This window comes from Legionella antarctica, from assembly GCF_011764505.1.
GTDB classification, from domain to species: domain Bacteria; phylum Pseudomonadota; class Gammaproteobacteria; order Legionellales; family Legionellaceae; genus Legionella; species Legionella antarctica.
Genome location: NZ_AP022839.1, coordinates 2785301 through 2810537, shown reverse-complemented (window position 1 = coordinate 2810537; position 25237 = coordinate 2785301). Strand labels below are relative to the sequence as shown.

Below are 25237 nucleotides of genomic sequence, written 5' to 3'. Positions count from 1 at the left end.
GCTAATCCCCCTTATCTTTCGCCAAAAATTGCTCGACCAATGCGAACAATAGTAGATCCCGCCTTAATTGCAGGAATTAAATCATCGCTCATCCCCATGGATAAAGTATCCATTTTTAATCCTGATTCCTGATTAATGGAATGCATCAATTGATTGAGTTGAAACAATAATTGATATTGTTCTTCGGGATTCTTTAGGGGAGGAGGGATGGTCATAAGACCTCTAAGTTTGAGATGGGGTAATTGACTGACCAGCAGAGCTAATTCACGTGCTTGTTCGGGGAGCATTCCCGATTTGGTTTCTTCGGCAACTAGATTGACTTGCAAACATACGTTAATTGGAGGCAGAGTTAATGGTCTGTATTCATTAAGTAGCCTGGCAATTATAATGCGGTTAAGGCTGTGAACCCAACTGAAATGGCTAGCAATTCCCTTGGTTTTGTTGCTTTGAATCGGGCCTATGAAGTGCCAGCTAATGGGTAAATGGCTTAATGCATTTATTTTATTTAATGCTTCTTGATAATAATTTTCACCAAAATTAGTTACACCCAGGTGAAACGCTTTAGTAATCATTTCAATACTTTGTTTTTTACTGACTGCCAATAAAAGAACACTACCCAGTTCTCTGTCGTTTAATTTCTCAGCCTGTGCAACCAACAGCCTTACTTGATTTAAATTTTGCTCAAGACTCATGTTTATTCCACAATTTATAGTTCAAAGCTATAGGATGATACAGCAAAGTTTGCTGTGTATCATTTCCTGAGCTAATCTACTGTAAAAAGACGAATAGTAGATATAATTAAACTAAAAAGGTTAATGGCACATGGACATAGCAGAGTTACTGGCTTTTTCTGTTAAAAATAAATCTTCAGATTTACATATATCCGCCGGATTGCCTCCGATGATTCGCGTGGATGGGGATTTGCGTAAAATCAATTTACCTGATTTAGAACATAAAGATGTGTTAAAAATTATCTATGACATCATGAATGACAGGCAACGAAATGAGTTTGAAGAGTTTTTAGAAACTGATTTTTCTTTTGAAATTACTAATCTGGCCCGTTTCAGGGTTAATGCGTTCAATCAATCACGCGGTGCTGCCGCTGTTTTTCGAACAATTCCATCGACCATTTTAAGTATGGAAGATTTAAATTTACCGCCTATTTTTAAAGAAATGGCTAGTTTCTCCAGAGGGTTAGTTTTGGTCACTGGTCCTACCGGATCAGGAAAAAGTACGACTCTTGCTGCTATTATAGATTATATAAATTCCTCGCGCTATGAGCACATCCTGACAGTTGAAGATCCTATAGAGTTTGTTCATCAAAGTAAAAAATGTCTGGTAAACCAACGTGAAGTACACAAAGATACGTTAAGTTTTAATGCCGCCTTGCGTTCAGCCTTACGTGAAGATCCGGATATTATTCTGGTAGGTGAATTGCGTGATCTGGAAACGATTCGTTTGGCAATGACGGCTGCCGAAACAGGACATTTGGTATTTGGAACCTTACATACAAACTCTGCCACTAAAACAATAAACCGAATAATTGACGTATTTCCGGCTGAAGAAAAATCAATGGTTCGTTCCATGCTGTCTGAGTCATTACAAGCGGTTATAGCGCAAAGTTTATTGAAAAAAACTAATGGAGGACGAGTCGCTGCTCTCGAGATCATGTTGTGTACTGGAGCCATTCGGAATCTTATTCGAGAGGATAAAGTCGCACAAATGTATTCTTCTATCCAAACTGGTCAAGCTAAAGGCATGCAAACTTTAGATCAGCACCTAACCGAATTGGTGAATAAAAATATTATTTCCCGTCATATTGCCAAGGAAGCAGCTATTAATAAAACTTTATTCTAGGGGATTCTAAATACTGCGCATAAAGCGCAGTATTTAGACGGTTAATTAGGGATGGTTGTAACATGTCTCGGGCATTGACGGACCAACAGGCAACAGCTTTAAGAAATTATTCAGGTATTTTTTGTAATTCAATTAACTGAGGAATGCCAATTTCTGCAAGAGAAAGCATGCTGTTTAGTTGTTCACGGCTAAAACTTCTGTCTTCAGCAGTTCCTTGTACCTCAATGAAATGCCCTTCTTCGTTCATGACAACATTCATATCTGTTTCAGCCAGTACGTCTTCCGCATAATCCAAATCAAGTACAGCTTGCCCTCTATAGACGCCTACTGATACAGCTGCAATGTAATTAAAAGAGGGCATTTTGCGAATTTTTTCCCGTTGTACCATCCAACTAATAGCATCTTTCATTGCGACACAAGCCCCGGTGATTGCTGCTGTTCTTGTCCCGCCATCCGCTTGGATTACATCGCAATCCAGGGTTATGGTATGTTCCCCAATCGTCTTCAAATCAACACAAGTTCTCAAAGAGCGGCCAATAAGGCGTTGAATCTCCAGTGTTCTACCTCCTTGCTTGCCTCTACTAGCTTCTCTATCGCTACGACTATGAGTTGCTCGGGGAAGCATCCCGTATTCTGCCGTAACCCACCCCTGACTTTTACCTTTAATAAAACGAGGAACACCTTCTATAATGGAAGCATTGCAAAGTACTTTTGTTTGTCCAAACTCGACTAAAACAGAACCTTCAGCGTAATTAGTATAATTACGTGTTATTTTAATCGGCCGAAGTTGGTTGGCTTCACGGTTACTTGGGCGCATCACATAATCCTCAATAAAATTGGGAAGTATAGCGCGTTAATCATGGAGTTGCACTCTTCGAGGCGGTAAATACTGCAGATATTGATTTATTACCTTTGGTTTGACAGGGTTTATTAAACACCTTAATTTTTCATTGGTTCATATAAGTTTTCTGTAGCTGGGTTGCTTTTCTTCTCTTGTCTTAAGTGACTATTTGATGATACATCTCTGTCCAACTGTTCTCATTTGAGGTATATTCGCACAAGGTTTATTCGCAGGTATTTATATGATTCATAGTATGACAGCTTTTGCTCGATCTCAAAAACAGGTTGATGCAGGTCATCTTTGCTGGGAAATCAGGTCTGTTAATCATCGTTATTTAGATGTTTCATTTCGTTTGCCTGAGTCTTTTCGCTTTATTGAAACTCATCTGCGTGGTTCATTACGAGATAAAATAAGCAGAGGAAAACTTGAGTGCCAGCTCAAATATCAAGACACAAGTTGCAATAATCAGTCTATGCTTATAAATATAGGTATGGTAAATGCATTAGTAGAATTAAGCAGTAAATTAGCTGCCTCACATCACTTGGCTAACGATTTAAGTGTAAGTCACGTACTTTCCTGGCCTGGTGTAGTGCAGCCAAACCAGTTGGATATGGAGGAATTGGGCAAACAGGCCCTGTATTTGTTTCAAGATGCTGTGGAACAATTGAGCCACACCAGATTGACTGAAGGTCAATCTTTAAAGGTGCATGTGAAAGGACGTTTGCAAGCATTAGGTCAAGAAGTGGAGCGTTCCAGGTCTTTAGTAGCTTCACTGGCAAATCAGACCAGGGATAAATTGCTTACTCGTCTTTATGCTGTGCAACTGGAAGTTCCCGAGCCACGGGTAGAGCAAGAAATTGCTATGATATTGGCGCGGCTTGATGTGAGTGAAGAGCTTGACAGATTACACACGCATATTAAAGAAGTTAGCCGTACTCTTGAATGCGATAAAATTGCGGGCAGAAGACTGGATTTTTTGATGCAGGAATTAAACAGGGAAGCGAATACATTAAGTTCAAAGTCAGATTCGATTGAATTAACGCAAAGTGCTGTTGAAATGAAAGTTCTAATCGAACAAATGCGTGAACAAATACAAAATATTGAGTGAGTTATATGGTTGGTAATGATTCTGGAAATCTATATATTGTAGCTGCACCTTCTGGAGGGGGCAAAACAAGCTTGGTGCGGAAACTCATCGATAACCTCGATCGCATTGAAGTTTCTATTTCTCATACAACACGAGCGATGAGGCCAGGAGAAAAAGACGGTAGTGATTATTTCTTTGTTAAAAAAGAAGAATTTATAGACATGGTCAATGATAATGCTTTTATTGAACATGCCAGGGTTTTCAACCACTTATATGGAACATCTGCTGCTCAAATTACTGAGCGGTTGATGTACGGAATTGATGTGGTACTGGATATTGATTGGCAAGGAGCAGAACAAATCAGACATTCGTTTCCTAATGCCATCAGCATTTTTATTATCCCCCCTTCATTGGAGGAATTAAAGTTGCGCTTGATGAATCGGCGTCAGGATAATGATGAGGTAATCAGTGAGAGAATGAAAAAAGCACAGGATGAACTAAGTCATTATCCTGAGTTTGATTACTTAATTGTGAATGATGATTTTGATCATGCAGCCTCAGAACTAGAGGCTATAGTGGTTGGAAATCGGCTGCGAATGGATAGGCAGGTAAATAAACAAGCAAAATTGCTTTCATTCCTGCTTTCATCGCAGTAAAATGTTGGGTTTGAGTAAGAGGCAGATAAAACCTGGTAAAGAGAGAGTATCTGTTTATAATCACTGGAGTAATATATGGCACGAGTAACAGTTGAAGATTGTTTAGAAAACGTTGCAAATCGATTCGAATTGGTTATGGTCGCTTCCAAACGCGCAAGACAAATAGCAGTTCGTGGTGATCAGCCTATGGTTGAGTGGGAAAATGATAAGCCAACGGTGGTTGCTTTACGTGAAATTGCTGAAGGGTTTGTAACTGCAGATATTTTAGACAAAGAATAAAAGTGTTGTTAACTTTGCATTAAGAGGACTATTCCTCGATAAATATACCACTTGCAAAGCAAGTTATGATATTTAGGTAAGCAGAGCGTCCAGGGGCGAAGCGTAAAACCATAATTTGACAACGAGAGGTATTAAAGGCCATGTTGGACATTAGGGAGTATTGCGTGAGCTACTTTAAGGAGCTCGATGAAGAGCTTAAATGCTACCTTGAGCAGGCGCAAATAGAAAAATGTTACCAAGCATATCTAGTTGCTGAAAAAGCACACCATGGCCAAATGCGCCGTTCAGGCGAACCCTATATTACACATCCAGTAGCTGCTGCCTTGATCCTTGCAAGAATGAGGTTAGATTATCAAACCATAATGGCTACTTTACTCCATGATGTAGTTGAAGATACTGCTATTAGTAAAGAGGACTTAACCCGTCAATTTGGTGAGGATGTAACTGCCTTGGTTGACGGAGTAACCAAATTAACAAAAATAAAATTTGAATCGAAAGCAGAGGCTCAGGCAGAAAATTTTCGTAAAATGGTTTTAGCCATGGTTAAAGACATACGCGTTATTATCGTCAAACTGGCTGACCGTTTACATAATATGCGTACATTAGGTGCTATGCCTTCTGCCAAGCGACGTCGCATTGCTATAGAAACGCTTGAAATTTATGCACCGATTGCCAACCGTCTGGGGATGCACTCCATTTATGTGGGCCTTGAAGATTTAGGTTTCCAGGCTTTATATCCCATGAGATATAGAGCTATAAAATCCGCGGTAGAAAAATCCAGAGGTAACAGGCGAGAATTAACTCAAACAATCGAAAAAGATTTACAGCATGCTTTAGCCCAGCTTAAAATTCCTTATGAACAAGTATTTGGCAGACAAAAGCATTTATATAGCATTTATCGTAAGATGCGCTTAAAAAAGGCCTCTTTTACTGAAATTACTGATGTTTTTGCTTTTCGAGTGATTACAGAGGATATCGACTCTTGTTATCGGATTTTGGGTGCCTTACATTGTACTTACAAACCTGTTCCACAACGCTTTAAAGATTATATTGGCATCCCCAAGGCTAATGGATATCAGTCCTTGCATACTACTTTATTTGGTCCTTTTGGCGTTCCACTGGAAGTACAAATACGCACTCGTGAAATGGATAAGGTAGCAGATAACGGGGTAGCCGCTCATTGGATCTATAAGTCCTCTGGTCTTGAAATAAATGAAGCGCAATTACGAGCAAAAGAATGGGTGCAGAGTTTGTTGGAAATGCAGCGCAGCACTGGAAGCTCCCTTGAATTTATTGAGAATGTAAAAATCGATTTGTTTCCTGATGAGGTGTATGTATTTACTCCAAAAGGGCATATTATGGAGTTGCCTAAAGGGGCCACACCGGTAGACTTTGCCTACACAGTGCATTCAGGGGTAGGAAACAGTTGTGTTGCCGCTAAGGTGAACAGGCGCTTGGTACCACTGAGTATCCCTTTATCTAATGGTCAAACAGTTGAAGTGATTACGGCTCCTGGCGCTCACCCTAACCCTTCATGGCTCAATTTTGTTGTGACCGGTAAGGCGCGCTCTAATATTCGTCATTTTTTAAAAAGTCAGCAGCATTCGGAGTCCATTATTTTAGGAAAACGTTTGTTAGAACAATCACTAATTGAATTATCCAGTGATTACGCTAAAGTACCCCCCGAATCGCTTCAGGCATTATTGAGTGATTTGCACTACAAGACGAATGATGATTTATTGTATTCAATAGGGATAGGTAACCAAATGGCAATGGTTATTGCCAAACGCCTGGTGGTTACCCAGGAGTCTGATGAGCTTGATAGGAACAATAAACCGCGACCTTTGGCAATTAAGGGGACCGAAGGCATGGTGGTGCATTTTGGCGAATGTTGCCAACCGATACCTGGCGATAATATTGTAGGTAAATTCCAGCAAGGCAGAGGTATAATTGTACATTCCAGTGATTGCTCTTCCTTGAAAACGTCGCGCAGTCATCCAGAGCAATTTATTGCCTTGCGTTGGGATGAGAAAATTCAGGGAGAGTACTGGGTTGATATTACTGTGGATGTTGCCAACGAACGCGGTGTATTAGCAGCCTTGGCAACCGCCATTTCTGAAGCAGACTCTAATATAGGTAATATAAATGTGGATCCACGTGATGGACGCCATAATGCGGTTACTTTTTCTATTAGCGTTAATGACCGGACACACCTGGCTCGGGTTATGCGCAGGTTAAGGGCAAATAAAGTAGTAATGCGGCTCTATAGAAAAAAACAAGGGGAGAATTGATGCAACCAATTAACACGAAATGGGCACCAGAAGCTATAGGCACATACAGCCAGGCAATACGCTGCGGAGATACCGTATATCTTTCAGGTCAAATTCCGTTAGATCCCAAAACCATGCAAATTTGCAGTGAGGATATTAAGCTACAGATTAGTCAGGTGTTAGATAATTTATCTGCAGTATGTGAGGCAGCAGGTGGGACTTTAGCTAATATAGTGAAACTATCTGTTTATTTGACCGATCTAAGTCATTTCCCCCTGATTAATGACGCGATGAGTCGTTATTTCGTTGAGCCATATCCAGCCAGAGCTGCAATAGGGGTTTCTGCTTTACCTCGTGGTGCTCAAGTAGAAATGGATGGTATTATGGTTTTGTATTCTTCGAGTAGTTGATATATGAGTAACGATCAATACGATCGCACAGGACGTATTATGTTCCTGTTTGTTTGGATTATCTTGTTTGCTGGTTTATTTTTATTTTTTTATTATCATCAAAAATCAGAAAATACTGTTTACTCCTCTAATCATACTGAAATGATATTAAGTGCGGATAAAGAAGGTCATTATCACATTAAAGGACGGATTAATGAGTATCCGGTTGAATTTCTAGTTGATACGGGAGCAACGTTAGTTGCAATTCCCCAGGCTCTTGCAGACCGTTTGCATATTAGAGGACGTTATCCAATAAAAATGTTCACAGCGAATGGAGAAGTTACGGGTTCTTTAACTCGTCTCAAGCAGCTATCGGTTGGCGAATTTATTTTGAAAGACGTTAAAGCAGTGATTATTCCCGGCAATGACAACAGTTTGGTTTTGCTTGGGATGAATGTGCTGTCACAATTTAATATGGTGCAACAGGATATGCGACTCATATTGAAACGAAATCAGTAGCCAGGACTGCTCAGCAGCCCGTATTTGCGCGACAGAATACGGGAATGAATTATAATTAATGAGCAGGATTATAAAGTCAGAATCAGGATTCTGACATCTATTCCCGTATTATTTTGCGCAAATACGGGCTACATGAACGTATAGTTTACTAAACATAGAGTTTTATATGAGTATAGTTTCCCTTAATGGTGTCACCCTTATTTTGGCTGGAAATCGTTTGCTGGATCAGGCTGATTGGCAAATTCAAGCCCAGGAGAGAATTGCCTTGGTAGGACGTAATGGCGCTGGCAAATCAACTCTGCTTAAGCTGTTACAAGGAGATCTTATTCCTGATAGTGGCCAGATTCACCAATTGTCTGGGTTACGCATAGCGGGATTAACTCAGGAGGTACCGATTACCGGAAAGGAGTCTGTCTATCATTTTCTGGTGAAAAGCTTAGGTGAAGTGGGCGAGGTTTTAGCTCAATTTAATGAATTATCCCAGCAAGAAGATATGGATAAGCTAGCTCAATGTCAGCAAAAAATGGATAATTTACATGCATGGGATTTATTACCCAAGATTGAAACGATGGCGAGTAGGCTGGGTATTAACATCACCGATCAAATGAATAATTTATCAGGTGGTATGAAACGACGAGTTTTACTTGGAGCCGCACTCATTGCCACCCCAGATTTATTGTTATTAGATGAGCCAACTAACCATTTGGATATTGAAGCGATTGAATGGCTGGAATCATATTTAAAGAGCTTTGCAGGCAATGTGGTAGTTGTAACCCATGATAGGGAGTTTTTAGGCCAGGTAGCCAATAGGATTGTTGAAATTGATAGAGGAAAACTGTATCAGCATGAGTGTGATTATGAAACTTATTTAGACAGGCGCGAATCAATAAGACTCAGTGAGCAAAAACAAAATGATTTATTCGATAAGAGATTAGCCGAGGAAGAAGTTTGGATTCGTACAGGAGTTAAAGCCAGACGAACACGTAATGAAGGCCGTGTGCGTGCATTAAAAGCCCTGAGAGAGGAATATAAAGCGCGTCGTAATCAAGTAGGCACAGTAAAATCCTTGGCTTTGGATGTCACCCGATCAGGTTCTATGGTGATAGAAGCTAAGCAAGTTAACTTTGTAATCGCCAATAAAACAATTGTTAGAGATTTCTCTTTACTACTAACTCGCGGTGATAAGCTTGGAATTATTGGTCCTAACGGATGTGGTAAAACTACATTGGTACGTTTGTTATTAGGGGAGTTAGAACCAGATTCTGGAACAATAAAACAAGGCACTTCGTTAAATGTTGCCTATTTTGATCAATTACGTCGCCATCTTCAAGAGGATCAAACGGTGATGTTCAACGTTGGGGATGGGGCGGATTATGTGACGATTAATGGCAAGCAAAAACATGTTGCCAGTTATTTGCGTGAATTTTTATTTCCTCCAGAACGATTTAATCAACCTGTTTCCTCTTTATCCGGTGGTGAAAGGAACAGATTGCTATTAGCCAAGTTATTTGCAAAGCCTGTCAATCTGTTGGTCATGGACGAACCTACTAACGATTTGGATATTGAAACTTTAGAGCTTTTGGAAAATATGCTTATGGAATATCCAGGCACTTTAATCTTGATTAGCCATGATAGAGCATTTATTAATCAGGTAGTCACCAGTGTGCTGGTTTATGAGGAAGAGGGACAATTTGGCGAGTTTGTCGGGGGCTATGACGAATATAGAATGCATAGAAAGCAACAACGTGAGGTAGCAGTAAAGGCAGCAAGTACGAAACGTACTAATTCAGCTAACAAGTTGAGCTTCAATGAACAGCGTGAACTGTCTCAACTACCCCAGAAAATTGAGCAATTGGAAAAGAAAATAGCGAACTTGCAGTTGCAAATGGCCGATCCACAATTTTATCAGCAGGATGCTCAGCTTATTTCACAGGTTGGCCAACAGTTAGCAAAAGAAGAAGCTTTATTGGCGGTTGCTTTTGCACGATGGGAAGCTCTGGAAGAGAGGCAATAATTAAATGTTGAACCAGGGTTTGTTGACAGGGGTCTTTCATTGTCCCTCGATGCTTTTACACTGGGTCTGGTTAGATCTCCCAAATACAGGATTTCTGGATGCCTTGACCACGTCATGGCACCTCGGTCTTTAAAAATGTGAGTTGTCACGCAGCCCAAAATTTCAGTGATATTTTAGCTCTATATTGATTGAGAAGAGGAACAAACATGTTATTTACTTTAGCTGCGGTTGTCTTTTGTGCTGCTATTTTCGTTTTTTTTTCGCAAGAGTTTATCCGGGTATTTAAAAAAATATTTGCCATTAAAGGGGCAATTTTAATTCTCCCTTTAGTTGTAGCATCTTGCGTTGTCTATAATTTTAATGATTTGGTCTACTTGGTAATTTATTATTATCGTGATGTGTTACATGCAATGCTGTCTTTTTTAACTTGGATAATTCCTTTCGGTCAAGTGTCCTCTTCTGTTGCATCGATAATATTACTAACGTTAATTTCAACAGTACCCGTATTTTTATTGGATTGGTATTTACGAAGAAAAACCTATAAGCCTTACCCATATCCCTATTTAACAAGTACTCTAATCTGGTTAGTTAGTGCCTTTATATTAATAATCTTATAAATTATGAAACATACTCACCAATATAAAATAAAAGACTACCTACATCTGTTTTATGTCCAGGTCATGTAAATTTGCGTGGATTTTATAAGGTCGTTCAGGGCCTTGCTTTAGAAGTGATGGAATATTGTGATAATGAATTAGGGGCGGGGAATTATTTGTCTGTAATTGATGTAACTCAATTAAGCGATCACCTCCCGGGTTCCATGGAGTCAGTTTATAAAGCAGATGCCTATAAACGAAAAACAGTTACCACTTTGCATGAACTCGAGCATTAGTTCACCTCTGGTGCAAAAGAGGAGCAGTTACCCAAAATTGTGAAATTATCACGTTCTGTGTTCTTTGGTGAAACTTCTCCAGCTCCAAAGAGACCTGGAACTATAGAATTGAATTGCTTCGAAAATGAAACTGAGAATGGCCCCCTTTTAGTCAGCATTAAATATAGCCATATTTTGTGTGGTTCAGGAATAACTTTTCAATAAGCCGGACTGTAATCAATTAAAAGATCCTCCAAGAAGCCCTCATGAAAGATGAGCGCTTAGAAATTAGTTTAATCCTCAAAATTCAGTGTATAATGGCGCCAATTTATTCTCAGGTTGCGTTATGAACAAACAAGATTTTCACTTTGATCTCCCTCCAGAGTTGATAGCTCAATATCCCTTGGCCCAAAGAAGTGCTTCTCGCCTTCTAATCTACAATCGTGCAAAAGGGGAGTATGGTCATTATCAATTCAGAGAGATAGCCGATTTTTTAAATCCGGGTGATTTATTAGTGATGAATGACAGTAAGGTCATTCCTGCAAGACTTTATGGATACAAATCAACTGGTGGAAAAGTAGAGTTGTTAGTCGAGCGCGTTACTGGCGAGTTTACTTTTCTTGCCCATATAAAAGCCAGCAAAGCACTAAAACCAGGTGGTTTTATTCAATTGGAGCAGGGGAACCAACTTGAAATACTAGAAAGACAAGACGACTTATTTGTTTGCAAGGCCAACATTGGGGTATTGGATTTATTGTTACGCTTAGGGCATATCCCATTACCCCCTTATATTAACAGACAAGATGAACTACTGGATGAGGACCGCTATCAAACCATTTATGCGAAATATGCTGGTTCGGTAGCCGCACCGACCGCAGGCCTGCATTTCGATGAGTCTGTATTATTGAGTTTGCATTCTCGAGGTGTATCAACTGCATATGTTACTTTACATGTTGGCGCCGGGACATTTAGACCTGTGCGCTGCGATGATATTAAAGAACATAAAATGCATAGTGAGCATTTTACAATAAGTCCTGAGCTGGTTGATGCTGTAAATTCAACTAAAGCGGCCGGTAATCGAGTGATTGCCGTAGGTACTACAGCATTACGCAGTCTTGAAAGCGCTGCTCAAAATGGAGTTCTTGCTCCGTGCAGCAGAGATACGGATATATTTATTTACCCCGGTTATCAATTTAAAATTTGTGATGGATTAATGACAAATTTTCACTTGCCAGAATCTACCTTACTCATGCTGGTTTCAGCTTTTATCGGTCATCAACAAACTATGGCATTATACAAAGAGGCAATTAATAAAGAGTATCGTTTTTTTAGTTATGGTGATACCAGTTTATTACTTTAAACATTTTAGTATTTCAGGGGATAATGAATGTTGCATGCCGATCAAAATTTTATACCTGTAATGACCTCCGGGGCGGGTTTATGTCTCACTGCGACCAATTGGAACGAAGTGAATATCAGATCGGTTGCCTTAAAACTTGATTCTTTATTATTGAAACCGGGTTATGATTTTTTAATAAAGACTCCGGATTTAGCTCGATATATGGGATGGTCTGGCTTAACTATTTTAAATACAGCTCAGCTTTTAGCAAATAAGGAGGGCATTTTTACTCTTATTTCTCCTTATGATGGGAGTAAGCTTAAGTTGACTTATTCTCAACTGATAGAAATCGTTTTAAGTATAAAACCTAATGCAGTCATTTTACCTCAAAGAATACTGCAGCAACATCCGAAAATATGGGATGATTGGAATGAGTCAATTATACCCTTTGTTGCAGTTGATGATTTATTAAAGCAGGAACTACATAGAACTCATGGAGTGTATTTTCATTGGGATAATTCCCTTTCCGATGAGACATTTTTGCAACAACTGAAAAGATGGACCTATTTACCGCGATATGTAACAGGGAATCTGAGCCTGGAACTTATGAAACGTTTAAAAAGTGAAGGCATAGAGTTTCTTGAATCGGATCAACCTGCAGTAGCAGGTATGCAAGGACAGGTTTTTAGCCAAGAGGGAATAGTAAATTTGACTGAAGATTCGGCAGCAATGCAGTTTGAACCCATTGATAGCGAATGCAGGTGTCCAACCTGTTCACAACACCTGACAAAAGCGTATCTACATCATTTATTTCGCCATACTCCTTTATTATGTCAACGTTTTTTAATTCAACATAATGTTTACTATGCGCTAAGTTATTTAGGAAATTAAATTGAAATTGAATCGATTCATTTACCTTCCGATCAATTATCTATATGATGTCACGCTAGTTGAACAGTAGACTGCGATACACTTTGCTATTGGAGTCTAACGCGATAAATTAATAGCAGATTTGAGGAGATTATATGAGTTTTTTTATTAGCGATGCTTTCGCTGCAGCCGGCACAACTCCAGCAGCTCAAACTGATGGAACCTTTTCACTCATAATGATCGCGGCCATCTTCGTTTTGTTCTATTTTATGTTAATCAGACCACAAAATAAAAAAGCGAAAGAACATCGTGAGTTAGTAAGTCAATTAAAGAAAGGTGATGAAATCATTACTTCTGGTGGTATGTTGGCCAAAGTAGTCAGTATTGATGAGCAGTACATCAAAGTCAGCGTTGCAGAAGGTATAGAGATTAATTTGCAAAAAGGCGCGGTGAGTACAGTATTACCCAAAGGCACTTTAAAATCTCTTTAAGTCAGTCATAGGGACACGGAAATGCAAAACAAATATCCTCTATGGAAAAATCTGATGCTGATTGCGATTGCAGCTATCGGTTTTATTTATGCCATACCCAATTTATATACAGAAAATCCTGTAGTTCAGATTTCATCCGATACACTTGAAGATAAAGAAGCAGTGATAACTCAAGTGGAACATGCTTTGAAACAAGCTAAGATTGAGTATAAATCACTCCTTGTTGAGAACGAAGGGGTTCAGGTAGTATTTTCATCTACAGACTCTCAATTATTAGCCAGGGATGTAATTAAAAATAGCTTGGGCAACCAATACACTGTTGCATTAAACCTGGCCCCATCTACTCCTCGTTGGCTGGAAGCAATTCATGCCGGGCCGATGAAGCAGGGATTGGATCTTCGTGGTGGGGTGCATTTTCTTCTTGAGGTTGATGTAGAAAGCGTGATTAGTCGTCGCTACGAAGGGATAATGAAGAATATAGGACAGGAGATGCGTGATATTGGTTTACGCTACTCCAGTATTCGCTATATTGCTGATAAGGGTATTGATTTGCGATTTCGTGATCCTGAATCTATGAACAAGGCTCTTGGCGAGTTAAAACAAAAGATGCCTGATGTTGTTTTTGTAAAAACAAAGATAGATAACGCAATTTTAGGTTCTATTTCTCCCACAGAATTAAACACGATTAGACAAAATACTATTGAACAGACAATGAGTATTTTACGTAATCGAGTGAATGAATTAGGTGTTGGTGAAGCGGTGGTTCAACAGCAGGGAGCTACACGCGTTGCGGTTGACTTACCCGGAATCCAGGATGCGGCGAGAGCAAAACAGATTCTTGGAGGTACCGCAACGCTGCAATTTTATTTAGTGGACCAAGATAACGACCCTCAAATTGCAAAACAAACTGGTGCAGTACCTGTGAGTGACAAGTTATATATGATGGATGGCCATCCTATATTGTTGAAAAGAATGGTGGTTTTAAGTGGTGATTCAATTACCTCAGCAGTATCGAGTTTTGATCAGCAAACTGCAACACCTGCTGTGCAAATTCAGCTCGGCGGTGGTGGTGAGACTTTATTTACTAAGATTACCCGCGAAAATATCGGCAAGCGCATGGCTATTGTTTACGTTGAAACCAAAAATACGATGCAAACTGTCAATGGAGTTGAAAAGCGACTGACTCATAGAGAAGAGCGAGTGATTAGTGCTCCTGTGATTCAAAATGCTTTAGGTAGCAACTTTCAGATTACTGGACTAACAGACTCCAAAGAAGCAAGCAATCTCGCGTTATTATTAAGAGCAGGGGCTTTGCCAGCAGCAATTTATCCAATTGAAGAACGCACGGTCGGTCCCACTTTAGGTAAGGAAAATATACGCAGGGGTATCGTTTCATTGGGTGTAGGAATGGGTTTAATTTTAATCCTGATGCTAGTCTACTACCGGTTTTTCGGTTTGATTGCTAACATCGCATTAGTATTAAACCTTATTTTACTCAGTGCTCTGTTATCGATTATTGATGCTACATTGACGCTGCCAGGAATTGCAGGAATTGTTCTGACGGTGGGTATGGCCGTTGATGCCAACGTGTTGATTTATGAGCGTATCAGAGAGGAGTTACGTCATGGATTATCACCCCAAGCCGCAATCTATGCGGGCTATGAGCGTGCATTTTCAACTATTCTGGATGCGAATGTGACTACTTTTATTGTAGCCGTAATTCTGTTTGCAGTGGGTACCGGCCCAGTTCGTGGATTTGCTGTAACTCTGTCTTTAGGATTATTAACTTCTATGCTGACAGGTATTACTTATACTCGAGCGATTGTGAATTGGTATTATGGTAATCGCAACGTAAAAAAATTATCTATAGGTATTTAAGGCGAGGCTCAGATGGAATTTTTTAATCCAAATTCAAAAGTGGACTTTATGGGGGCTCGTCGTTGGACGGCGATGTTCTCCGTATTAATTTTTGTTGTTTCTATTGGTGCTCTGGCGATCAACGGATTAAAGTGGGGGCTTGATTTTACCGGCGGTACCCAAATTGAAGTATCTTACCCTAATGCAGCAGACTTGCCCCTGATTAGAGCGAATCTCAGTAGGATTGGCTTTCATGAGGCACAAGTGGTGAGTTATGGTACTTCGAAAGATGTTCTGATCAGCATTGCACCTCGTGCCGATAAAGATCAATCCCTCCTGGTAGAACAAGTAATGTCTGTAATACCAGGTGCGGTGAAACAACGAGTTGATTTTGTCGGCCCTCAAGTAGGTCAGGAACTGGCTACAAAAGGAGCCCTCGCTATTTTGGTATCATTGCTGGCAACTATGATTTATATTGCCATGCGCTTCGAGTACCGACTTGCGGTTAGTTCTGCAGTCGCTTTAATCCATGACCCAGTGATGATATTGGGGATTTTTGCTTTCTTTGGTATTGAATTTGATCTTAAAGCTTTGGCAGGACTACTGGCTGTAATTGGTTACTCTTTAAATGACACCATTGTTGTTTTTGATCGGGTACGTGAGAATTTCATTAAAATTCGCCGAACTTCCCCGATAGAAATTATGAATATATCAATTAACCAAACTCTTTCAAGAACTATAATGACGTCAATGTTGACTTTGTTTGTTGTTGTGGCGTTATTTGTTTATGGTGGTGAAACAATTCACGGCTTTGCTTTGGCATTGATTATTGGAATATTAATTGGAACTTATTCTTCAATTTACGTGGCAGGAGCCTTAGCAGTTTCCATGGGCTTAGATAGAAAGGATTTCTTGCCCAATCAACGCAAAGAGTTAGATGACCGTCCTTGAGATTGTTTCATTATACTGGTAGAGGGGGCCTATTGGTTTCCTCTACCCAGAATACACTATGAATTGTTGTTTAACTGTTATTAACAAGGACGTATTGAAAGATGCAGATCTGTCGTATCAGTTCTGGCGTTAATTTCAGACAGTTGCTCAGTTTTCACAGCTTCTCTACGAGTCTCAATAATCTTGTTAAGAATTCTAAGTTCTTGTACAGTAAGAGAAATATCAGCCTTAGCAGATTGAACCTCGTTTTTAGCAACTTCTATCTGCTTGGTTAAAGAGCCAATTGTTTTTTCCTGATTAGAAATCATCAGTTCACACAAGTTCAAAGGAGAATAACCATTTATTTGCCCTGTCAAAAGATATTTTTCAGTTCTACTTCCCTCATTACTTAAAGATTCGAGTGATCTGAGCCTTCTGTTTTCATCCTCTATAGCCTTTGGAAATTCGGCTAGCAGGGTTTGGTGTTTTTCTTTTTGTTTTGGCAGCTCTTCTTGCAGTGATAATAAATTGCGCTCAGCTATCTCCTCACGATCACTAAGTTCGACAAAGTGATCTCCATAAGCCTGATTCAATGACACTAATTGCTTTAATGACAAAGAGGCTAAATATTTATGTAACTCAGCTACCGTTCTATTTTTTTAAAAAAAGGCCATAGTAAATCCTGGTTGATTGAAAAATAAACATGGTAGTTTATAACGTAATTTGGATCAATAAAATTTGTGACATCCTGTTCAATTTCCTCGCCACGTTCATTACTCCAGGATGAGGTTTTTTTATGTCGTGATCCATTATTCCATGTTTAATTTGCAATCAATTGATCTAACTTTGCAGCACAAATAAAATCGTTATGTGTTAACCCATCAAGTGCGTGAGTCATAAAACTGACACGACAGTAATTATAACCTATTTCCAGATCAGGATGATGGTTTTCACTATTGGCAATCCAGGCAAGAGCATTAACAAAGGCCATGGTTTCATAGAAATTATTGAATGCTAATGACCGTTTAAGCATTCGTTTATCGTCCGTAACCTGCCATTGCTTATTTAATTGGGGCAGTAGGTTTTTTATCTGTTCTGCATTAAGCGCAGAACCAATACCCTCACAAGACTCACAATGTTTTTGGCTTAAGTCACTAGTCATGATTGTTCCTTTTACTGTTAAATAGTTAAATTGATCCACTTTGCGCCGGGTTAAGTCACATCCTATCCATGCACTCACAATCTGAATTAGTGCTGTTCAAGCACCATTTCTGTTTTGATGCATACATTAGGTCCTACCTCCGGCTACTTGTTACTTATGCATAGTAAATTTTTAATGCGCTAAGAAACCTAGAGTTCTGTTCCTTGGTTCCTATGGTCACTCTGATATGTCGATTCATTTTATACGCATGTAAAGGTCTTACAATAATACCTTGTTCTAATAAATAATTATAAAGTGCTGATCCATCATCCCTACAATCAAAAGTTAAAAAGTTACACGCTGAAGGCAAGTAGTTTAGATTTAATTCATCAAAACCGGTACGCATTTGTTGCATCCCTTCATCATTAGTCAATAAACTTAATTTAATAAAATCATCATCATCCAAAGCTGCATGAGCAGCAATGAGTGCCGCTTGATTCACTGAGAAAGGTAATTGCACTCGTTGTAAGAGATTAATGATATCAGGATTGGCAATGGCGTAACCTAATCGTAGTCCCGCCATTCCATACATTTTTGAAAAGGTTCGGGTAATGACTAAATTGGGGTGGTTGGCCAGCCATTCTATGCTGTTAATACTCAGTCTGGTAGCAGCAAACTCGTAATATGCTTCATCAAGTACGAGCAAAGTACTTTTCGGGATATGATCCAGAAGATATTTTATGTCGCTTTGATCCATTAACACGCCTGTTGGATTATTGGGATTAGCAACAAAAACAATACCTGTTTGAGCATCACATGCTTGGATTAAATTATTAATATTAATTTGCCAATCTGTATTTATAGCGACAGTACGAACAGGAATTTTTAATGTGTTTGCCTGAATAGCGTAAGTACTGAACGCATATTCATGGGTGAGGATTTGTTTACCCGTATGTAGCGCGAAACAGTATAATAGCATACTAAATAAATGATCTGAGCCGTTGCTCAAAAAAAGTTGTTCTGTATTAATTTTAAGTTTATTGGCCAACTTGGGCATTAAGGCATGATTTATTGGTGAGGGGTATGTTGCTGCCAAATAAGGAGACATCGTCCGCAGCGCATTTAACGCCAAAGGACTACAGCCTAAAGGATTTTCATTGCTAGCCATCTTGATGATGTCTGTAATTCCTTTTTCTCGTGTAAGTTCTTCTATAGATTTACCCGGCGTATAGGGAACTAAAGAGCGTATTCCTGCATGGGGTAACTGATGAAAATCGATAGCCATAAGCAGTTGTCCTTCAGGGGAGTATTACGATCATATTACCGAAGCCAGTCCCTACTGTCATCACCAGATGGGGTTTAATTCAATATTAAGCCCCATTAAAAATACAATGACCGGTATAATTGTTTGTAATATTGGCAGCTTATTTTATAACGTGTTGATTTAATTAATACAAAATCACTTGAGCAGTTCGTTAATGCCAAAAGATAAAATTTCTTGCTTTTTTTTATAGGTCACGGTAGCCTGCGCCCGGCAACCAACCTCAGGAAGAAATGAATGGTCCATCAAAAGGGATTTTCCCTGGTTGAAGTATTGATATCATTAATGTTAGTAACTACCATGGGTTTGGCTTTATTAGCACAACAGGCACAGACCGGTCAATTATTGACGCAGTTAGGGCTACGTGCGAAGGCCTCACAATTTCTTGATCAAATTGACGAATCATTATTTGTGGGTATTCATAAATTCCCTATTGCACCATCTCCCTATTTTTTAAAAGTAACTAAAAATCAGAAAAATATCATTTTGTGTCTAAGTTGGTCTGGGAACCTTGCTAATATAACCCGTTCAAGTAGTTTAACAAGAGCTGAGCAATGAATAATCAATCAGGTATTGGTTTATCTGAGGTGCTGATTAGTCTTTTTTTAGCAAGTATTATGATGACTACGTTAACCCAATTATATTTATGCAATAAACGCCAATATGCTGAGGCTGAAAAATTATTGGATGAGAGTTTTGACATACAATGGATAAGGGATCTGCTTGGTGACAGTGTACGTCGCGCTGGATTTACCCCCTGCTTGGGAATTGAACGACTTAAGACAATGGATAGGAGAAATTTTAAAAGCAATATACCAGGGATGATAATTGAACAGACTTCACAACAAATGATTCAAATTAATCGAATGAGTGAATTTTTTACAGGGATTATTGATATTCAAAGTCCAACTAGATTAATAGTTTCTGATGGTACGTTATTTAAAGAATTACGTCCGGTTTTGATTGCTGATTGTCAACATGCCGAGGTCCATAAGATTTTGAGCGTAGATAAACTGGAAAGTGGTTATGTGGTGATCTTAACCAAACCTTTAATGTTTTCATATACTCCATCTGTTTATATAGGCGAGTGGCGTGAAGAAAAATGGTTTATCAAGCAAAGGGATAAGAAGAAGACTTTATATTACAAATTGTTTCATACTGAGGAGCTGACTACTTTGGTTCACTCCTTACATATTGAGAAAAAGTGTATTAATGAGAAACAAGTCGTCACCATTGTTATGGATTTAGATAACAATAAAAAACAACAGTTAGTTGTTGCTGTTCGCGGATCATGAGCAAACAATATAGCGGGTTTATATTTCTTATGACACTGTGCGTTATCTTAGTAATTAGTTCACTGTTAATTACTTGCTTGCACCATGTGTTGCTCTACCATAAGGCGCTAAATCAACAGGAGCAACAACATCAGAATTTTTATCAGTTAGAGGCTCTGGCTTTACAATTAGCACGGGCTTCAAAGGTAGCAATTGCTGATAATTGTATAGAGCATGGAGATGCAGCGAATGAAGTCATCCAACGATTAATTAATAACCAGGGTTGTTCATTGATTGATGGACAGTCCCAATATCGATACATCATTGAAGATTTAGGTGATTTCCCTTGCCTGGTACTTCATGATCATAAACATGCAACTCGCCATAACAGAGTATCACTCTTGTTACTTGGTGAAAATGGAAATACAGTCTCTGTATTACAATTAAGAATGATTAAACCATCAGCAGTTATGGGTTGTTCAGGAGGGGAACATGAGGTAACCACTGGAATTGGTAGTTGGCGCTATATCCCAGATATAAACTCGAGCAAGGTTGGGTCAGGACTTGAGCCTTCCGTCTAAGAAATTTTAGCTCCGTCTTTCTTCAGCGCCGGGAACGCAGAAATTTGTCCACCTGTTAAAACAAGAAATGCTGCCCCTTAGTAACAAAGCCGAGAAAGCCATCTTTTTTTGCATTTGGTAGGGGTCCAGGATTGTAGTGGTAGAGCCAAATTTTCTTCTTTAAATGTTTTGGTAAAAGGCTCAGTTCCGAGTAATGGGAGTGCACAGTACTTTTGGTTGGTGTTGTTTCACAATCATGAAAGATGATATCGGCTTTTTCATAGAGTGGGGTCAGCTCTGGGCTGCTTTGAGTATCAGTGGTGAAAAAAACACGAGTTTTATTATATGTAAATGCTAAGCCATAACTGGGCATCAGTTTATACTCACTATAATAATGAATGGTTCGAACTAATTTAAACTCTACGGACTGCCATATAAAACTTCCATCTTCTTTTATGGGTTTGGGATTAAAAAAGGTATCAATAGAAGGATGTTTATGTGGCAGGGTGCTCAACCCGCCTGATAGTGTTTTTTCCCATAAATCAGTAATAATGTGTTCGTTGGCAAACAGATTAGGCTTGCCATCATAGTCTGGATCAAAGTGGGTGGTTAATGCTAGCCATTCCAGGCCTCCAGTATGGTCACCATGTAAATGAGAAATATATACATTATAGATGTCATGATAATCCAGTTTTTGTTCGCATAGGGAATGCCTTAGATCTGATCCGGCATCAAGAAGAAGGGTATCTTTTCCTATTTGCAATAAAATATTTGAATGATAATTTTCTGGTCCTACAGTAAAGGCTGAACCTGAGCCGAGGAACGTCATTTTTAGTGTCATTTTATTTTATTCTCTGTTAACTTCGCTTGTTTCCTCGAAAAATAAGGATCTTTTTTATATCAAAAATAACGTTACTCGTCCGACAGTCAAGTGTGATATTTAAGCCCCAATAAGTGTTTTGTTCCTGGCATACAGCTAGTTCTTGAAGCATTGAAATACACAGAGGACTTCCACTCTCGGATTTTTTTCAGGATTTCAACGACCCCTTCCGCGATAACATATAAATCAATGGGGATACCATGTTCATTAATAATTGGTTCATGAGCACCAAAACGGGTAATTTTAAAAAAGAGGGCTATCTGTTCTGTTTTTTTGCTTGATAAAGAACCAGATAGGGAACTTTTTTGAAGTACCTTAAGGATGCTATCAGGTGAGTTATCATGCTCCATATGAGTGATTTCCATAATCAATTAATTCCTAAGAAAAGTATAGGGGGGCTTTCAAAAAATAGCCAGTTCAACTCCCTGTCTACCTCAATAACCTGGCAGGTAATGATCTTAAAGTAGATGTTGTCCTCATTCAGCTTATTTATTTGGATTGAGAGATTATGAGAATAAGGTAATTGAGTTCTTGAGTAAGGTCAGACTAGGTTGTATTGTTATGAAATAATTTATAAAAAGGTCTCATTGGATGAGTTTATTTAGATTTCCCGAATTTAAATATTGGCCACAAATAAGCGTGCTCATTTTAGTAATAGCCACTTATGGTACTTATCGTTATTTTGCCTATTATGATACCCGATCAAATGATGCCTACGTATCAGCAAATATAGTAAATATTATCCCTTTGGTTTCTGGACCGGTTACGAAGCTTTATATAAAAGAGAATCAACAGGTAAAAAAAGGAGATAAACTTATCGAGATAGATCCCCTTCCTTATATTTACGCAGTACAACAAGGAAAAGCCAAGTTGAATATTGCTAAATTGAATTATGAAAATGAAAAGTTAGCCATAGTCAAAGCAGAGCAACGATTAAAACGAAGTCAAATAAAACTAAGTTTGAGTCAGGATCATTACGAGCGCTTTAACAAATTGCAATTAAAGGGAGATATGCCAAAGATCACCCTCATTAATCTGGCCGATAAGATTAAAGAACAAGAGGCTGCTATTATTGAAGCAGAACAACAATTAAAAATAGCTCAAATTAATTTTGATGATAACGAAATTTTGGCGGCTCAGGCCGAATTGGATCAAGCTAATTACCTGTTGTGTCACACCACCCTTATCGCTCCAGAGGACGGCTATATTACTAATTTCAATTTGCGTAAAGGCCAGTACATTCAAACGGGACAGGGATTATTCGCCTTGATTGAGACGAGACAATGGTGGGTGGTTACTCGCTACAGAGAAACAGCTGTTCGACTTATCAAACCCGGAGACAAAGCAAAAATTATGATTGATATGTACCCTGGCAAAGTGTTTCATGGACATGTGAACAGCATAGGTTGGGGTATAAACAGAGTACAAAATGGAAACGTTGCCTCTTCAACCCTACTTTATATGGAGGCGACTGAGGACTGGATTAGAATAGCCCAGCGTTTTCCTGTTCGTATCTATATTGATGATTTAACTGATCAATATCCAATGCGCATTGGTGCCAGTGCCACAACAATTACCTACAGGTGACCTGGTGTATTTTTTTTGGCCTCAAAGTGTGGAAAATAGAGCAGCCTTAAGAACAGCTTTTGCAACTTTGATTGCAGTATTAATTTCTTTTTCATTTCATCTCGACACACCTTACTGGTCAGGAATGAGCGTGGTTGTTGTTGCCAATTTATATACAGGAAGTATTATAGATAAAGCAATGATGCGCATTATTGGGACAATTGCCGGCGCATTTATTGGTTTTTTTCTCGCGGGTTTAGTGGTCAATAGTTTTTTACTTTATTTACTTTCATGTTTTTTCATCATCATTATTGCGGTTTATTATTATAATCTTAGTTCCTATGGTTATGCTTATTTATTAGGGGCCTTGTGTGCCTTTATTGTGATTTCTCAATTAGCCATGAACCCTCAAAATGCCTTTTTTGTCGCTATTTGGCGACCTGTTGAGATCGGAATAGGTGTATTAGTTTCAGCAATTAGTGCTTATGCGATTTTTCCGAACCATTTAAAAGATAACATTACAGTGCAGACTCATGAAATTTTTCATGATTTTTCGGCAGAGTTTGAACTACTTGCTAAAAATTTGATGCAGGGAAAAATAGACTTTGATGCGGTAGCACAAAGTAATTTAAAAATAAAAAAGAAAATTCGTAAAGCGGTCGAGCTTATTGGGGCAATGAATCATGAGATAGGGGTGACACAAGAGAGAACTGATAAGTTACGTGCATTCTTGGATTCTTTTTATGACTTATCCCGTCAGTTACAATACTTAAATCTGTCCTCTCCAAAGGATATAGATATCAGCGCGATACAATCTATGCCTATTGAGCCGGTATTTTCTGCTATTCAGCATGATTTGGCGTTACTTGAATCTGCGTTTACTAGTCAAACCTCAATAACCATAGTTTTACAAACCAACGCAGCACTTGATGCTTTAGAACAAAACTTTAGTCGAGGAAAGAAAAACTATCTGGTTAAAAGTGAATTTGTATATTCCTTTATCCATTTTTTACAGCAAGTAAGTCAATGTTTTTCCTCAATGCATGCGTTATTAGCTGGTTCCTCAGTTAGTAAACCAAAATTTGTGTTGTTAAACAAAAAACAACGCTTGCGATCGGATTACGATCTAAGCAAGCACAGTATTAAAGCAGGTTTGTCTGTCATTCTTGCTTTAAGTTTTTGGTTAATCAGTAACTGGCCTGGTGGATTAAACGGTATTATAAGTAGCTTGATTATTTCCATTCGTAAAAATCTTTATGATATGACAAACATCAGTATCTATCGGTTCATAGGATGTTTTCTCGGTGGTGGAATCGCTTTATTTTCGTTATTTATCTTTGAAATGAATCTGTTTGACCTAATGATGATACTTTTTTTTTCGGTATGGGGATTTTGTTATTTTATGTTTAAGCACCCCAAGTATGCTTACATAGGCCTTCAGGCGAATATTGCTTTAATTATCTCCCTTGCACAAGAAGGGGGGCCACCTATTCTGTTGGATCCTCCTTTACAGCGTTTGGCAGGGATTATTATCGGTATAATAGCGAGCTTTATAGTGGCCAATATTCTCTGGAGATCAGATGTATGGACCATATTGAATCGCTACCTCAACAAATTATATAACTATATGACTTTTAACATGAATCAAATATTTGCCGTATCAGAAGGACCAATAACATTGCACGATTTAGCTAATTTATTTTGGCTCTCTCGAGGACTAATTGAAGCTTTGGCTGATGAACATTTATCGCTTAAAAAACAGAATAAACTAACAGAGCTTACCCAAAGATTTGAATCATTGGTATTCACTCAGGCAGCCATAAGCCATATATTAGTAACTGTAGATAGAGAGCAAGCAAAGGTTACGGCGAGAATTTTTGATTTAAACTTGCCCCTTTATGAACACCAATTAGTTGCGCTATTTGAACATCATGATAAAGCTGGTGGAGAGGCTTTGAACTATCAACTCCAAGGGTTTTTAGATGGTATTGAGCATCATTTAGCCTACTCTGAGGTTGAGGATAAGGATTTAAGAAATTTATTTGCTTATATTAATGCCTTAAATCATCTGGCTTTACGTATTCAGTGAAAAAATTGTTCATTTATTCATGCAAGAAGAGCCGGGCTGGTACTAGAAGTCATTATTTGTTTCATGGTACTTTAAGCAGCTGTATATTGATAATGAATAATTTTTTACCGTTAGTAACCCTGATTAAACACTAAAA

Annotated in this window: 27 protein-coding genes; 20 read left to right on the top strand and 7 right to left on the bottom strand. The window is 38.7% G+C overall.

Annotation, left to right across the window (positions count from 1 at the left end; translation table 11 throughout):
* Positions 1–11: 11 nt before the first annotated feature.
* On the bottom strand, positions 12–692 hold the full coding sequence (locus tag HRS36_RS13280) for a YggS family pyridoxal phosphate-dependent enzyme (protein WP_173237682.1): 681 nt from the start codon (positions 690–692) through the stop codon (positions 12–14).
* A gap of 130 nt (positions 693–822) precedes the next feature.
* On the opposite strand from HRS36_RS13280, the gene HRS36_RS13275 reads away from it, so the two are divergent.
* A complete protein-coding gene (locus HRS36_RS13275; RefSeq protein ID WP_173237681.1) occupies positions 823–1857 on the top strand; it encodes a type IV pilus twitching motility protein PilT in 1035 nt (344 codons plus the stop codon).
* Positions 1858–1963: 106 nt separating this feature from the next.
* On the opposite strand, the gene rph is transcribed toward HRS36_RS13275, so the two are convergent.
* Entirely contained in the window at positions 1964–2674 is a 711-nt protein-coding gene (gene rph / locus HRS36_RS13270) for a ribonuclease PH (RefSeq protein ID WP_173237680.1), read from the bottom strand.
* Positions 2675–2939: 265 nt separating this feature from the next.
* On the opposite strand from rph, the gene HRS36_RS13265 reads away from it, so the two are divergent.
* The 14 genes from HRS36_RS13265 (at position 2940) to secF (ending at position 16291) form a co-directional block, all read left to right on the top strand.
* Positions 2940–3806, top strand: a complete 867-nt coding sequence (locus tag HRS36_RS13265) for a YicC/YloC family endoribonuclease (RefSeq protein WP_173237679.1) — start codon at positions 2940–2942, stop codon at positions 3804–3806.
* Positions 3807–3811: 5 nt separating this feature from the next.
* Positions 3812–4441 (top strand): guanylate kinase, encoded by a 630-nt coding sequence (gmk, locus tag HRS36_RS13260; protein WP_173237678.1) that lies wholly within the window; start codon positions 3812–3814, stop codon positions 4439–4441.
* Positions 4442–4516: 75 nt separating this feature from the next.
* Positions 4517–4720 carry a DNA-directed RNA polymerase subunit omega gene (gene rpoZ, locus HRS36_RS13255; RefSeq protein WP_173237677.1) on the top strand — a complete coding sequence of 68 codons (204 nt, stop codon included), beginning with the start codon at positions 4517–4519 and terminating at the stop codon, positions 4718–4720.
* Between the two features lie 164 nt (positions 4721–4884).
* A complete protein-coding gene (gene spoT, locus HRS36_RS13250) occupies positions 4885–7011 on the top strand; it encodes a bifunctional GTP diphosphokinase/guanosine-3',5'-bis pyrophosphate 3'-pyrophosphohydrolase (protein WP_173237676.1) in 2127 nt (708 codons plus the stop codon).
* Positions 7011–7400 carry a RidA family protein gene (locus HRS36_RS13245; RefSeq protein ID WP_173237675.1) on the top strand — a complete coding sequence of 130 codons (390 nt, stop codon included), beginning with the start codon at positions 7011–7013 and terminating at the stop codon, positions 7398–7400. Before spoT ends, HRS36_RS13245 begins: the two co-directional genes overlap by 1 nt.
* Positions 7401–7403: 3 nt before the next feature.
* The gene (locus tag HRS36_RS13240) at positions 7404–7898 is read left to right on the top strand and encodes a retropepsin-like aspartic protease family protein (RefSeq protein WP_173237674.1); all 495 of its coding nucleotides are present in this window, start codon (positions 7404–7406) and stop codon (positions 7896–7898) included.
* 166 nt (positions 7899–8064) lie between these two features.
* On the top strand, positions 8065–9912 hold the full coding sequence (locus HRS36_RS13235) for an ATP-binding cassette domain-containing protein (protein ID WP_173237673.1): 1848 nt from the start codon (positions 8065–8067) through the stop codon (positions 9910–9912).
* Between the two features lie 206 nt (positions 9913–10118).
* Positions 10119–10529: a hypothetical protein gene (locus HRS36_RS13230; RefSeq protein ID WP_173237672.1), complete on the top strand. Its 411-nt coding sequence runs from the start codon at positions 10119–10121 to the stop codon at positions 10527–10529.
* Between the two features lie 71 nt (positions 10530–10600).
* Complete coding sequence (locus HRS36_RS13225; protein WP_173237671.1) at positions 10601–10804, top strand: hypothetical protein; 204 nt, start codon at positions 10601–10603, stop codon at positions 10802–10804.
* A 325-nt stretch (positions 10805–11129) separates the two neighbouring features.
* A complete protein-coding gene (gene queA, locus HRS36_RS13220; RefSeq protein ID WP_173237670.1) occupies positions 11130–12143 on the top strand; it encodes a tRNA preQ1(34) S-adenosylmethionine ribosyltransferase-isomerase QueA in 1014 nt (337 codons plus the stop codon).
* A gap of 27 nt (positions 12144–12170) precedes the next feature.
* Entirely contained in the window at positions 12171–13013 is an 843-nt protein-coding gene (locus HRS36_RS13215) for a tRNA-guanine transglycosylase (RefSeq protein ID WP_173237669.1), read from the top strand.
* Positions 13014–13147: 134 nt separating this feature from the next.
* Positions 13148–13483: a preprotein translocase subunit YajC gene (gene yajC / locus HRS36_RS13210; protein ID WP_173237668.1), complete on the top strand. Its 336-nt coding sequence runs from the start codon at positions 13148–13150 to the stop codon at positions 13481–13483.
* Positions 13484–13504: 21 nt separating this feature from the next.
* A complete protein-coding gene (secD, locus tag HRS36_RS13205) occupies positions 13505–15361 on the top strand; it encodes a protein translocase subunit SecD (RefSeq protein WP_173237667.1) in 1857 nt (618 codons plus the stop codon).
* 12 nt (positions 15362–15373) lie between these two features.
* Positions 15374–16291 carry a protein translocase subunit SecF gene (secF, locus tag HRS36_RS13200; RefSeq protein ID WP_173237666.1) on the top strand — a complete coding sequence of 306 codons (918 nt, stop codon included), beginning with the start codon at positions 15374–15376 and terminating at the stop codon, positions 16289–16291.
* 80 nt (positions 16292–16371) lie between these two features.
* On the opposite strand, the gene HRS36_RS13195 is transcribed toward secF, so the two are convergent.
* From HRS36_RS13195 to hisC, 3 genes are all read right to left on the bottom strand, one after another.
* Positions 16372–16863: a hypothetical protein gene (locus HRS36_RS13195; RefSeq protein ID WP_173237665.1), complete on the bottom strand. Its 492-nt coding sequence runs from the start codon at positions 16861–16863 to the stop codon at positions 16372–16374.
* 227 nt (positions 16864–17090) lie between these two features.
* The gene (locus tag HRS36_RS13190; protein WP_173237664.1) at positions 17091–17432 is read right to left on the bottom strand and encodes a 4a-hydroxytetrahydrobiopterin dehydratase; all 342 of its coding nucleotides are present in this window, start codon (positions 17430–17432) and stop codon (positions 17091–17093) included.
* A gap of 154 nt (positions 17433–17586) precedes the next feature.
* Entirely contained in the window at positions 17587–18696 is a 1110-nt protein-coding gene (hisC, locus tag HRS36_RS13185; protein WP_173237663.1) for a histidinol-phosphate transaminase, read from the bottom strand.
* A 273-nt stretch (positions 18697–18969) separates the two neighbouring features.
* On the opposite strand from hisC, the gene HRS36_RS13180 reads away from it, so the two are divergent.
* Genes HRS36_RS13180 through HRS36_RS13170 form a run of 3 tightly spaced genes read left to right on the top strand, consistent with a single transcriptional unit; the run spans position 18970 to position 20587 of the window.
* Positions 18970–19290, top strand: coding sequence for a type IV pilus modification PilV family protein (locus HRS36_RS13180; protein ID WP_173237662.1), 321 nt, complete (start codon positions 18970–18972; stop codon positions 19288–19290).
* The gene (locus tag HRS36_RS13175) at positions 19287–20027 is read left to right on the top strand and encodes a PilW family protein (protein ID WP_173237661.1); all 741 of its coding nucleotides are present in this window, start codon (positions 19287–19289) and stop codon (positions 20025–20027) included. Before HRS36_RS13180 ends, HRS36_RS13175 begins: the two co-directional genes overlap by 4 nt.
* Positions 20024–20587 (top strand): type II secretion system protein, encoded by a 564-nt coding sequence (locus tag HRS36_RS13170; protein ID WP_173237660.1) that lies wholly within the window; start codon positions 20024–20026, stop codon positions 20585–20587. Before HRS36_RS13175 ends, HRS36_RS13170 begins: the two co-directional genes overlap by 4 nt.
* A gap of 55 nt (positions 20588–20642) precedes the next feature.
* Here HRS36_RS13170 and HRS36_RS13165 read toward each other — a convergent pair whose 3' ends face one another.
* Positions 20643–21407, bottom strand: a complete 765-nt coding sequence (locus HRS36_RS13165) for an MBL fold metallo-hydrolase (protein ID WP_173237659.1) — start codon at positions 21405–21407, stop codon at positions 20643–20645.
* Between the two features lie 86 nt (positions 21408–21493).
* Positions 21494–21811: a hypothetical protein gene (locus HRS36_RS13160; protein WP_173237658.1), complete on the bottom strand. Its 318-nt coding sequence runs from the start codon at positions 21809–21811 to the stop codon at positions 21494–21496.
* Between the two features lie 226 nt (positions 21812–22037).
* Here HRS36_RS13160 and HRS36_RS13155 point away from each other — a divergent pair, with 226 nt between their 5' ends.
* On the top strand, positions 22038–23033 hold the full coding sequence (locus HRS36_RS13155) for an HlyD family secretion protein (RefSeq protein WP_173237657.1): 996 nt from the start codon (positions 22038–22040) through the stop codon (positions 23031–23033).
* Positions 23008–25101, top strand: coding sequence for an FUSC family protein (locus HRS36_RS13150; RefSeq protein ID WP_226905471.1), 2094 nt, complete (start codon positions 23008–23010; stop codon positions 25099–25101). The genes HRS36_RS13155 and HRS36_RS13150 overlap by 26 nt, the downstream gene beginning before the upstream one ends.
* Positions 25102–25237: the final 136 nt, after the last annotated feature.